At 72.7% G+C, this 11171-nt stretch carries 11 protein-coding genes; 8 read left to right on the top strand and 3 right to left on the bottom strand.

Going from position 1 to position 11171, the window contains the following annotated elements:
- Window positions 1-89: 89 nt before the first annotated feature.
- Together ACTXG6_RS26700 and ACTXG6_RS26695 are read right to left on the bottom strand one after the other, a co-directional pair.
- Entirely contained in the window at window positions 90-1205 is a 1116-nt protein-coding gene (locus ACTXG6_RS26700; protein ID WP_445182127.1) for an NDMA-dependent alcohol dehydrogenase, read from the bottom strand.
- Window positions 1205-2440 carry a cytochrome P450 gene (locus ACTXG6_RS26695; RefSeq protein ID WP_445182126.1) on the bottom strand — a complete coding sequence of 412 codons (1236 nt, stop codon included), beginning with the start codon at window positions 2438-2440 and terminating at the stop codon, window positions 1205-1207. Before ACTXG6_RS26695 ends, ACTXG6_RS26700 begins: the two co-directional genes overlap by 1 nt.
- A gap of 184 nt (window positions 2441-2624) precedes the next feature.
- Between ACTXG6_RS26695 and ACTXG6_RS26690 the strand changes: the two genes are divergently transcribed.
- From ACTXG6_RS26690 to ACTXG6_RS26655, 8 genes are read left to right on the top strand one after another with little or no spacing between them, the layout of a single operon-like run.
- Complete coding sequence (locus ACTXG6_RS26690; RefSeq protein ID WP_445182125.1) at window positions 2625-3755, top strand: steroid 3-ketoacyl-CoA thiolase; 1131 nt, start codon at window positions 2625-2627, stop codon at window positions 3753-3755.
- A complete protein-coding gene (locus ACTXG6_RS26685; protein ID WP_445182124.1) occupies window positions 3755-4546 on the top strand; it encodes an SDR family oxidoreductase in 792 nt (263 codons plus the stop codon). The genes ACTXG6_RS26690 and ACTXG6_RS26685 overlap by 1 nt, the downstream gene beginning before the upstream one ends.
- Window positions 4543-5451: an SDR family oxidoreductase gene (locus ACTXG6_RS26680; RefSeq protein WP_445182123.1), complete on the top strand. Its 909-nt coding sequence runs from the start codon at window positions 4543-4545 to the stop codon at window positions 5449-5451. Before ACTXG6_RS26685 ends, ACTXG6_RS26680 begins: the two co-directional genes overlap by 4 nt.
- A 1-nt stretch (window position 5452) precedes the next feature.
- Window positions 5453-6226 carry an enoyl-CoA hydratase family protein gene (locus ACTXG6_RS26675; protein ID WP_445182122.1) on the top strand — a complete coding sequence of 258 codons (774 nt, stop codon included), beginning with the start codon at window positions 5453-5455 and terminating at the stop codon, window positions 6224-6226.
- Window positions 6226-7077, top strand: a complete 852-nt coding sequence (locus tag ACTXG6_RS26670; protein WP_445182121.1) for a CoA transferase subunit A — start codon at window positions 6226-6228, stop codon at window positions 7075-7077. Before ACTXG6_RS26675 ends, ACTXG6_RS26670 begins: the two co-directional genes overlap by 1 nt.
- Window positions 7074-7799, top strand: a complete 726-nt coding sequence (locus ACTXG6_RS26665; RefSeq protein ID WP_445182120.1) for a CoA-transferase subunit beta — start codon at window positions 7074-7076, stop codon at window positions 7797-7799. The genes ACTXG6_RS26670 and ACTXG6_RS26665 overlap by 4 nt, the downstream gene beginning before the upstream one ends.
- Window positions 7800-7810: 11 nt before the next feature.
- A complete protein-coding gene (locus ACTXG6_RS26660; RefSeq protein WP_445190115.1) occupies window positions 7811-8875 on the top strand; it encodes an NAD(P)H-dependent flavin oxidoreductase in 1065 nt (354 codons plus the stop codon).
- Window positions 8872-9837: an alpha/beta fold hydrolase gene (locus tag ACTXG6_RS26655; RefSeq protein WP_445182119.1), complete on the top strand. Its 966-nt coding sequence runs from the start codon at window positions 8872-8874 to the stop codon at window positions 9835-9837. Before ACTXG6_RS26660 ends, ACTXG6_RS26655 begins: the two co-directional genes overlap by 4 nt.
- A gap of 165 nt (window positions 9838-10002) precedes the next feature.
- Here the strand turns inward: ACTXG6_RS26655 and ACTXG6_RS26650 are convergent, their stop codons facing one another.
- Window positions 10003-11166, bottom strand: a complete 1164-nt coding sequence (locus ACTXG6_RS26650) for an acetyl-CoA C-acetyltransferase (protein WP_445182118.1) — start codon at window positions 11164-11166, stop codon at window positions 10003-10005.
- Between the last annotated feature and the right edge of the window lie 5 nt (window positions 11167-11171).

Below are 11171 nucleotides of genomic sequence, written 5' to 3'. Positions count from 1 at the left end.
ACGCCGCGCTCGGGCCTCAACGCGTTCAACCCGGGGTGAGGTACTCCGGGAACTGCCCCGGGTAGGTGTCGAGTACCGGGAGCACGGGGTCAGTGGTCGTGGAGGATGACGCCGCGGATGTTGCGGCCGGCGTGCATGTCGGCGTAGGCCTGGTTGACCTCGTCGAGCCGGTACGTCGTGGTGATCAGCTCGTCCAGCTTGAGCCGCCCGGCCCGGTACATCCCGGCCAGCCGGGTGATCTCGTAGGGCGGCGTGCCCATCCCGAAGATCACGCCCTGGATCCGCTTCTGCATCATCGACAACAGCCACAGGTTGATCGGCAGACCCTCGTCCTTGATGTCGCCGATGCCGGTCACCACGACGGTGCCGAACTTGCCGATCGCGTTGACCGCCTGCGCCACGTGCTCGCCGGTGGTGACGCCGACGGTCACGATCGCCGAGTGCGCGCCCTGCCCGCCGGTCACCGAGCGGGCGAAGTCGGCCGCCTCGTTGATGTCGGCGAAGCTCTCGGTGGCGCCGAACTGGGCGGCGGACTCCCGCTTGAACGCCACCGGGTCGACCGCGATCACGTGCGCCGCGCCGCGCGCCGAAGCGGCCTGCACCGCGTTCATGCCGACCCCGCCGGTACCCATCACGATCACCGTGTCGCCGGCGGAGACCTCGGCGCCGTACTCGGCGGAGCCCCACCCGGTCGGCACCCCGCAGGACAGCAGCGCGGCGACCTGGAACGGGATGTCGTCGTCGATCCTGGTCAGCGAGTACTCGGGCACCACGGCGTGCTCGGCGAACGTACCCACCATGGTCATCTGGCCGGCGTCGACGCCGTCCACGTGGGCCCGGAAGGTGCCGTCCGTCATGGACCCGGCCAGCGCGTACATGCCCAGGTCACAGAGGTTGCCCCGACCCGAGGAGCACGGCCCGCAGCGCCCGCAGGACGGTACGAACTGCGCCACCACGCGATCGCCGACCGCCAGCGAGCGGACCCCGGGACCGACCGCCTCGACCACCCCGGCACCCTCGTGACCCCCGATCAGCGGCAGCTTGCCGATCGGCATGTCCCCGGTCGACGCGTGGTCGTCGGAGTGGCACAGCCCGGCGGCGACGAACCGCACCAGCACCTCGTTCGCCGCCGGGTCGTCCAACTCGACGTCCACGACCTGCCACTTGCCCGGCTGTTCCAGCAGCGCCGCCGCCCGCGTCCGCATCAGCGCCCCCGTCCGTAGTTCACCGGGAACTCCTTGATGCCGTTGAGCCAGCCGGAGCGCAGCCGGCGCTCCGGGCCGGCGCGGCTGATGTCCGGCATGTGCTCGGCGATCGCGTTGAAGATGAGGTCGATCTCCAGCCGGGCCAGACTCGCGCCCAGGCAGAAGTGTGCGCCGCTGCCGCCGAAGCCGAGGTGCGGGTTCGGGTCGCGGCCGATGTCGAAGCGCTCCGGCGCATCGAACACCGTCTCGTCGAAGTTGGCCGAGCTGTAGAAGATGCCGACCCGCTGCCCGGCCTTGATCTGCTGGCCACCGAGCTCGGCGTCCACCTTCGCGGTGCGCTGGAATGCCACCACCGGGGTCGCCCACCGGACGATCTCGTCGGCCGCCGTGGCCGGTCGGTCCGCCTTGTACCGCTCCCACTGCTCGGGGTTGTCCAGCAGCGCCATCATGCCGTGGGTGATCGCGTTGCGGGTGGTCTCGTTGCCGGCCACCGCGAGCAGCAGCACGAAGAAGCCGAACTCGTCGGCGTTCAGCCCGCGCCCGTCGACGTCGGCCTGCACGAGCTTCGTGACGATGTCGTCCATCGGGCAGCGCTTGCGCTCCTCGGCCATCGCCATCGAGTAGCCCAGCAGCTCGACCGCCGCGGTCTCCGGCTCGACCTCGTACTCGGGGTCGTCGTAGGCGATCATCTGGTTGGACCACTCGAAGATCTTGCGGCGGTCGTCCTGGGGCACCCCGAGCAGCTCGGCGATGGCCTGCAGCGGCAGCTCACAGGCCACGTCGGTGACGAAGTCCCCGGTGCCCTCGGACAGCGCGGTGTGCATGATCTGCTGCGCGCGTTCGGCCAGTGCGTCGCGCAGGCCGTCCACCGCGCGCGGGGTGAAGCCCCGGGACACGATGCGACGCAACGCGGTGTGCTGCGGCGGGTCATTGTTGATCATGATGAACCGCTGCATGTCGATCTGCTCGCGGGTGGTGCCCTCGCCGAGCCGGATGATCGCGGAGTTCTCCCAGGTCGAGTAGACGTCGCTGTTGCGCGACACCTCCTTGACGTCGGAGTGTCTGCTCACCACCCAGAAGCCCTCGTCGTCGAAGCCCGCACTGCCCCGCCGCTGGGCGTTCCACCAGACCGGCGCGGAGCGGCGCAGCTCGGCGAACTCGGCCAGCGGCACCCGCTCGGCGTACAGGTCAGGGTCGGTGAAGTCGAAGCCTTCGGGGATCCGTGCAACGACCACGGCTACCTCCTGCCACGGTGGTACGTGAAACACGTTCTAGTTCCAGTCAAGCACACCGGCCCGACCGCGTGAACCCCTCGACCGGCACCGGGTTGTCGCTAACAAGAACGTGTTCTACCTTTGTGCTGATCCGGTCGCGGGTGAGTCTGTCAGTCCGCCTCGACCAGTCTCGGGGAGGAGACCGATGGGCAGTCCGGTGATCGTGGCGGCGGCACGGACGCCGATCGGGCGCCGCCGCGGGGTGCTGTCCGGGCTGCATGCCGCGGAGATCCTGGGCGTCGCCCTGCGCGGCGTGCTCGATCGAGGCGGCGTCGACCCGGCGCTCGTGGAGCAGGTCATCGGTGGCTGCGTCACCCAGGCCGGCGAGCAGTCCAACAACATCACCCGGACCGCCTGGCTGCACGCCGGCCTGCCGGAGGCGACCGGTGCGACCACGGTGGACTGCCAGTGCGGTTCCGCGCAGCAGGCCACCCACCTGGTCGCCGGGCTGATCGCCACCGGGGCCATCGACGTCGGCGTCGCGTGCGGGGTCGAGGCGATGAGCCGGGTGCCGCTGCGGGCCAACATCGGCGACGGCGCGGGGATGCCCCGCCCGGACTCCTGGGACATCGACCTGCCCAACCAGTACCTGGCCGCCGAGCGGATCGCCACCCGCCGAGGGCTCACCCGCGCCCAGGTCGACCAGTTCGGGCTGCGGTCGCAGAACCGGGCGGCGGCGGCCTGGGCGGAGGGCCGGTTCGACCGTGAGGTGGTGCCGGTGCCGGCCGCCGGCGGGACGGTGACCCGGGACGAGGGGTTGCGGGACACCAGCCTGCCGGCGCTGGCCGGGCTCAAACCGGTGCTGCCCGACGGCCTGCACACCGCGGGTACCTCGTCGCAGATCTCCGACGGCGCGGCTGCCGTGGTGTTGATGGACGAGGACCGGGCCAAGGAGCTGGGGCTGCGCCCCCGGGCGCGGATCCTGGCCCAGTGCCTGGTGGGCGCCGAGCCGTACTACCACCTGGACGGGCCGGTCCGGGCCACCGAACGGGTGCTGGAACGCACCGGCATGAAGATCGGCGACCTGGACCTGTTCGAGGTCAACGAGGCCTTCGCCTCGGTGGTGCTGTCCTGGGCGGCGGTGCACGAGCCCGACCCGGAGCGCGTCAACGTCAACGGCGGCGCCATCGCGCTCGGGCACCCGGTCGGCAGCACCGGTACCCGGCTGATCACCACCGCGCTGCACGAGCTGGAGCGCCGGGACGCGACCACCGCGCTGGTCACCATGTGCGCTGGCGGTGCGCTGTCCACCGGCACCATCCTGGAGCGCCTCTGATGCCGGAGCCTGGCACCGGGTTGGCGCTCGGGTTGGACGGCGCGGTCGTGCTGGTCACCGGGGGCGGCCGGGGCGTCGGGGCCGGCATCGCGGCGTCGTTCCGGCGGGCCGGGGCGACCGTGGTGACCTGCGGGCGCACCACTCCCCCGGCTCCCGCCGACGAGTTCATCCGCTGTGACGTGCGCGAGCCGGACCAGGTCAGCGCGCTCATCGACGAGATCGTGGCCCGGCACGGCCGGCTCGACGTACTGGTGAACAACGCCGGCGGGTCGCCACCGGTGCCCGCCGCCGACGCCTCGCCGCGCTTCTCCGCCGGCGTGCTGCAGTTGAACCTGCTCGCGCCGCTGCTGGTGTCGCAGGCCGCCAACGCGGTCATGCAGCGGCGGGCCGGCGGCGGCGCGATCGTCATGGTCAGCAGTGTCAGCGGCCGCCGCCCCTCCCCCGGTACCGCCGCCTACGGTGCAGCGAAGGCCGGCCTGGAGAACCTCACCGCCACCCTGGCCGTGGAATGGGCGCCGAAGGTGCGGGTCAACGCGCTGGCGGTGGGTCTGGTCCGCACCGAGCAGGCCCACCTGCACTACGGCGACGAGGCCGGCATCGCCGCGGTGGGCGCCACGGTGCCGCTGGGCCGGCTCGCCGAGCCCGCCGAGGTCGGTGCCTGCGCGGTGTTCCTGGCTTCGCCGCTTGCCTCCTATGTCACCGGGGCCACCCTCGCGGTGCACGGCGGCGGTGAGCGGCCGGCGTTCCTGGCGGCGGCCACCGCCCAGGTCCCGGAAGGAGCGCCGGCGTGAGCGGGCTGTGCGCGGGGCGGGTGGTCATCGTGACCGGCGCCGGCCGGGGACTGGGTAGGGCGCATGCACTGGCCTTCGCCGCCGAGGGGGCCCGGGTGGTGGTCAACGACGTCGGCGCCGCACTGGACGGCTCCGGTGGTTCGGCCGGGCCGGCCGCCGAGGTGGTGGCCGAGATCCGCGCGGCGGGTTGCGAGGCCGTCGCGGACGGCGAGGACGTGGCCGACTGGGCCGGCGCGGCGCGGTTGGTGGCGCACGCGGTCGGCGAGTTCGGCCGCCTCGACGTGTTGGTGAACAACGCCGGCATCCTGCGCGACCGGATGGTGGTCAGCCTGGACGAGGGCGAGTGGGACGCGGTGCTGCGGGTGCACCTGAAGGGCCACGCCGCGACCCTGCACCACGCCGCCGCGCACTGGCGGGCCCGGGGCAAGGCCGGCGAACCGGTGGACGCCCGGGTGGTCAACACCAGTTCCGGTGCCGGCCTGTTGGGCAGCGTCGGCCAGGGCAGCTACTCGACGGCGAAGGCCGGCATCCTCGGGTTGACCATGGTCGCGGCCGCCGAGCTGGCCCGCTACGGCGTGACGGTGAACGCGATCGCCCCGGCGGCCCGGACCCGGATGACCGAGCGGGCCTTCGCCGACGCGATGACGGCCCCCGAGCGGGGCGCGTTCGACGCGATGGCACCGGAGAACGTGTCACCGCTGGTGGTGTGGCTGGGCAGCACCGAGTCCCGCGAGGTGACCGGGCGGGTGTTCGAGGTGGACGGTGGCCGGATCGTGGTCGCCGACGGCTGGCGGCGTGGTCCGTCGGTCGATCAGGGGCGCCGGTGGACGCCGGGCGAGCTCGGCGACGTGGTGCCGAAGCTGCTCGCCGAGGCCACCGCGCCCGAGCCGGTATACGGGAGCTGACATGGGTATCAGTACGCGCCGCGACGGCCCCGTCGCACTGGTCACCATCGACCATCCGCCGGTCAACGCGCTGCCGGTGGCGGCCTGGTTCGACCTGGCCACCGTGCTCCGCGAAGCCGGCGACGACCCGGCGACGCACGTGGTGGTGCTGCGTGCCGAGGGACGCGGGTTCTGCGCCGGGGTGGACATCAAGGAGCTGCAACGCGACCCGGGCCACCAGGCGCTGGTCGGGGTGAACCGGGGCTGCGCGGCGGCGTTCGGCGCGGTGTACGACTGCGCGGTGCCGGTGGTGGCCGCAGTGCACGGGTTCTGCCTGGGCGGCGGGATCGGTCTGGTGGGCAACGCCGACGTGGTGCTGGCCGCTGAGGACGCCACCTTCGGGCTGCCCGAGGTGGACCGCGGTGCGCTGGGCGCGGCCACCCACCTGGCCCGGTTGGTGCCGCAGCACCTGCTCAGGGCGCTGTACTTCACCGCGCGCACCGTCACCGCCGCCGAGCTGTACCGGCACGGTTCGGTGCTGGACGTGGTGCCCCGCGCCGAGCTGGACGCGGCCGCGCTGGCGGTGGCCGCCGAGATCGCCGCCAAGGACACCCGGGTGATCCGGGCGGCGAAGGAGGCGCTTAACGGGATCGACCCGCAGCCGGTGCGCCGCAGCTACCGCTTCGAGCAGGGCTTCACCTACGAGCTCACCCTGACCGGCGCCGGGGACGAGGCGCGGAGCCGGTTCGCCAACGGCGCGGCCGCGACCCCGACCACCGCCCCCGGGGAGCGGTGATGCGGGACAAACGGATGTCGGCCGCCGAGGTGGTCGCCGAGCTGGCCGACGGGATGACCGTCGGGATCGGCGGCTGGGGCTCACGCCGCAAGCCGATGGCGCTGGTCCGGGCGATCCTGGCCTCGCCGCTGCGGGATCTGACCGTGGTCTCCTACGGCGGTCCCGACCTGGGCCTGCTCTGCGCGGCGGGCAAGGTTCGCCGGGCGGTGTTCGGCTTCGTCACGCTGGACACCATCCCCTACGACCCGCACTTCTCCCGGGCGCGCCAGGACGCGGCGATCGCGGTCCGTGAGCTCGACGAGGGCATGCTGCAGTGCGGGCTGCGGGCCGCCGCGCACCGGTTGCCGTTCCTGCCGATCCGGGCCGGGCTGGGCTCGGACGTACTCACCCTGGACCCGTCGCTGCGGACCGTCCGGTCACCTTACGACGACGGCGAGGAGCTGATCGCGATGCCGGCGTTGCCGCTGGACGCCGCGCTGGTGCACCTCAACCGGGCCGACCGGCACGGCAACGCGCAGTACCTCGGGCCGGACCCGTACTTCGACGACCTGTTCTGCCTGGCCGCGCGCCGCAGGTACGTGTCCTGCGAACGGATCGTGCCGACCGCCGAGCTGACCGGCGCGCCGCCGCAGACCATGCTGCTGAACCGGATGATGGTCGACGGCGTGGTCGAGGCGCCGGGCGGGGCACACCCGACCAGCTGCGTGCCCGACTACGGCCGCGACGAGGCGTTCCAGCGGCACTACGCCGAGGCCTCCCGCGACCCGGCCGCGTGGTCCGGCTTCGCCGAGCGGTTCCTCACCGGCGGCGAGAACGCCTACCGGGCCGCGGTCGAGGAGTGGGCGGTATGAGCGCGGTGAGCAGGGCCGAGGTGTGTGTGGCCGCGTGCGCCGACCTGTTCGCCGACGACGGTGAGATCCTCGCCTCGCCGATGGGGTTGATCCCCTCGCTCGGTGCCCGGTTGGCCCGGCTGACCAGCGCGCCCGAGCTGCTGCTGTCGGACGGCGAGGCGACGCTGCTCGGCCCGGACGGTGCGCCGGAGGGCTGGCTGCCGTTCCGCCAGGTGTTCGACGTGGTCGCGTACGGGCGCCGGCACGTGGTGATGGGCGCCAACCAGGTGGACCGCTACGGCAACCAGAACATCTCCTGCATCGGAGCGCACGAGCGCCCGGCGCGCCAGCTGCTCGGCATGCGCGGCGCACCCGGCAACACCGCCAACCACCGCACCAGCTACTGGGTGCCCCGGCACTCCCGGCGGGTGCTGGTCGAGGCGGTGGACGTGGTGTCCGGCGTCGGCCACGACCGGGCGCGAGCCGTGGGGTTGCGGTTCCACGACGTGTACCGCGTGGTGACCAACCTGGCGGTGTTCGACTTCGGCACGCCGGACGGCGCGATCCGGCTGCGCTCGGTGCACCCCGGGGTGGACGTCGATGAGGTGGTCGCGCAGACCGGGTTCCCGGTGCGCACCGACGGTGTCCCGGCAAGTCGCACCCCGTCGCCGACCGAGCTGGAACTGCTGCGCACGGTGCTCGACCCGGACGGCCGGCGGGAGAAGGAGGTTCCCTCGTCATGAGCGGGCCCAGGTTGGAGACCGCACTCACGAAGCTGGTCGGCGTGCGGCACCCTGTGGTGCAGACCGGGATGGGCTGGGTCGCCGGTCCCCGGCTGGTCGGCGCCGTCGCCGAGGCCGGCGGGCTGGGCATTCTCGCCTCGGCGACGATGACCTACCCGGAGCTGGCCGCCGCCATCCGGGACACCAAGCAGCGCACCGCCGCGCCGTTCGGGGTGAACCTGCGTGCGGACGCCACCGACGCCGCCGAGCGGGTGCGGCTGCTGATCGAGGAACGGGTCGCGGTGGCCTCGTTCGCGCTGGCGCCGAAGCCCGAGCTGATCACCCGGCTCAAGGACGCCGGCATCGTGGTGATCCCGTCCGTGGGCGCCGCGCGGCACGCCGAGAAGGTCGCGGCCTGGGGCGCCGACGCGGTGATCGTGCAGGGCGGCGAGGGCGGCGGGCACACCGGCGGGGTGGCCAGCACCCTGCTGCTGCCGTCGGTGGTGGACGCCGTGGACATCCCGGTGATCGCCGCCGGCGGGTTCTACGACGGGCGGGGGCTGGCCGCCGCGCTGGCCTACGGTGCCGCCGGGGTGGCGATGGGGACCCGGTTCCTGCTCACCAGGGAGAGCACGGTGCCCGACGAGGTGAAGCGGAAGTACCTGGGTTTCGGGCTGGACGGCACCGTGGTCACCAGGCGGGTGGACGGGCTGCCGCACCGGGTACTGCGCACCGAGCTGGTGGACGGACTGGAGCGGGCCGGCCGGCTGCGCGGGCTGGGCCGGGCGGTGGCCAACGCGGCGCGGTTCCGGGCGGTCACCGGGATGTCCTGGCCGACCATGCTCCGCGAGGGCCGGGCGATGCGGCACGGGCGCGACCTGACCTGGGCGCAGGTGCTGATGGCCGCGAACACCCCGATGCTGCTGCGCGCCGGTCTGGTGCAGGGCCGCACCGACGCCGGCGTGCTCGCGTCCGGCCAGGTGGTCGGGCTGCTGCACGACCTCCCCAGCTGCGCCGAGCTGATCACCGGCGTGGTCGGTCAGGCCGTCGAGATTCTCGCCCGCCTCGCCCCGCCGGTTGCCGTCGAGCACCCATGAGTCCGCTCCGCCATCGGACCATCGATGTCGGCGGCATTCGGTTGCACACAGCCGAGCAGGGCGCGGGCCCGGCCGTGGTCCTGTGTCACGGTTTTCCCGGGCTCTGGTACAGCTGGCGCAACCAGCTCCCGGTGCTCGCCGCGAACGGATTCCGCGCCATCGCGCTGGACATGCGCGGTTACGGCCGGAGCGACCGGCCGGCGGACCCCACCGACTACAACAGGGCGAACACCGTTGCGGACCTGGTCGGTCTGCTGGACGCATCGGCCATCGAGGAGGCCGTCTTCGTCGGCCATGACTTCGGCGCGGCACTGACCTGGGATCTGCCACAGTGGGCGCCGGGTCGGGTCAAGGCACTCATCCAGTTGAGCGTCCCGCGGACCGGGACCTCGGGGCGCCGGCCCAGTACGACATTCGCTGAAATCGCAACCCGGCATTTCTTTCACCTGCACTACTTCCAGGAGAAAGGGCCAGCCGACGAGGAGCTCGGCGCCAATCCCGCGCTGTTCCTCACCAAGATCTTCTGGGCGCTCAGCGGCGGGTACCGGTACCGGGACATCTTCCGGCATCCGAGCGAGGGTCGTGGCTACCTCGACGTGCTCCCCGAACCACCACCCTTGCCGTGGCCGTGGATGTCCCAGCGGGATCTCGACCACTACGCGCGGGAGTTCGCCCGGACCGGATTCACCGGCGGCCTGAACTGGTACCGCGCCGCCGACCACGTCTGGTCCGAGCGGCAGGGACTACCCGATCTGCCGATCACCGTGCCCACCACGTTCATCACCGGCGAGCGGGATCCGGTACAGCAACTGAGCGGGCCGGACCCGTTTCAGGCGATGCGGGACACGGTCCCCGGGCTGGACGGGATACACATCGTCCCGGGGGCCGGCCATTTTGTGCAGCTGGAAGCTGCCGCGGAGGTCAACGACATCATGCTCGCTTTCCTGAGCAAGTTCGCCTGACCCGAGCGGCGGCCAGGATCGAGGGTCAACCGACCGGCCCGGCGCCCGACCAGACCGGTACCGCCGATGATCCGCGCGCGGGGCATCGAGCCAACCTACTGATGGACCCTGTGAGTGTCGTGTGGTCGCACCGGACCACTCGCCTCCCACCGGCGGGGAACGGAGTCAGAGGCGCTCCAGGATGGTCACGTTCGCCTGCCCGCCGCCCTCGCACATGACCTGTAGGCCGTAGCGCCCGCCGCGCTGTTCCAGGGCGTTGAGCAGGGTGGCACACAGTTTGGTGCCGGTCGCGCCGAGTGGGTGGCCGAGCGCGATCGCACCGCCGTGGACATTGACCCGCTCCGGGTCGGCGCCGGTCTCGGCCAGCCAGGCCAGCACCACGCTGGCGAACGCCTCGTTGATCTCGAACAGGTCGATGTCGTCGATGCCCAGGCCGGCCCGGTCCAGCGCGTACCGGGTGGCCGGGATCGGCGCGGTCAGCATCAGGACCGGATCGGAACCCCGCGCGGACAGGTGGTGCACCCGGGCCCGGGGGTTGAGTCCGTGCTCGCGTACCGCCCGCGAGGACGCCACCAGCACCGCGCTGGCCCCGTCGGAGATCTGGCTGGCGGTCGCGGCGGTGACCCGCCCGCCGTCGGTCAGCGCGGCCAGCCTGGCCATCCGGGCGGCGCTGGTGTCGCGGCGCGGACCCTCGTCGAGGCTCACGGTGCCGTGCGGGGTTTCGACCGGCACGATCTCGCCGCCGAACGCGCCGCCATCGATCGCCGCGAGTGCCCGCTGGTGGCTGCGCAGCGCGTACTCCTCCATGTCGACGCGGGAGATGTCCCACCGGTGCGCGATCAGCTCCGCGGCCCGGAACTGCGAGATCTCCTCACCCCCGTAGCGCTTCTCCCAGCCGAGCGAGCCGGTGAACGGGGTGGGGAAGCCGAACTGCTCGCCGACGGTCATCGCCGCGCCGATCGGTACCGCGCTCATGTTCTGCACGCCGCCGGCCACCACGAGGTCCGCGGTCCCGCTGGCCACCGCCTGCGCGGCGAAGTGCAGCGCCTGCTGGCTCGACCCGCACTGTCGGTCCACGGTCACCCCGGGCACCTCCTCCGGCAGCCCGGCGGCCAACCATGCGGTGCGCGCGATGTCACCGGCCTGCGGGCCGACGGAGTCCACGCAGCCGAGCACCACGTCGTCCACCGCCGCCGGGTCCACCCCGGTGCGCTCGAGCAGCGCCGTCATGACGTACCCGGCCAGGTCGGCGGGGTGCACGGACGCCAGCGAACCACCCCGCCGGCAGACCGGGCTGCGCACCGCGTCGATGAGATACGCGTCCAGCATGTGCA

Source organism: Pseudonocardia sp. Cha107L01, from assembly GCF_052566575.1.
The sequence above is the reverse complement of the archived record's forward strand: the minus strand, read 5'-3'. Positions and strand labels throughout refer to the sequence as shown.

Coding starts and splice junctions, on each gene's coding strand:
- ACTXG6_RS26690 (WP_445182125.1), top strand. CDS start 2,625: ATGGGCAGTCCGGTGATCGTGGCGGCGGCACGGACGCCGATCGGGCGC.
- ACTXG6_RS26655 (WP_445182119.1), top strand. CDS start 8,872: ATGAGTCCGCTCCGCCATCGGACCATCGATGTCGGCGGCATTCGGTTG.
- ACTXG6_RS26700 (WP_445182127.1), bottom strand. CDS start 1,205: ATGCGGACGCGGGCGGCGGCGCTGCTGGAACAGCCGGGCAAGTGGCAG.
- ACTXG6_RS26650 (WP_445182118.1), bottom strand. CDS start 11,166: ATGCTGGACGCGTATCTCATCGACGCGGTGCGCAGCCCGGTCTGCCGG.
- ACTXG6_RS26685 (WP_445182124.1), top strand. CDS start 3,755: ATGCCGGAGCCTGGCACCGGGTTGGCGCTCGGGTTGGACGGCGCGGTC.
- ACTXG6_RS26675 (WP_445182122.1), top strand. CDS start 5,453: ATGGGTATCAGTACGCGCCGCGACGGCCCCGTCGCACTGGTCACCATC.
- ACTXG6_RS26665 (WP_445182120.1), top strand. CDS start 7,074: ATGAGCGCGGTGAGCAGGGCCGAGGTGTGTGTGGCCGCGTGCGCCGAC.
- ACTXG6_RS26670 (WP_445182121.1), top strand. CDS start 6,226: ATGCGGGACAAACGGATGTCGGCCGCCGAGGTGGTCGCCGAGCTGGCC.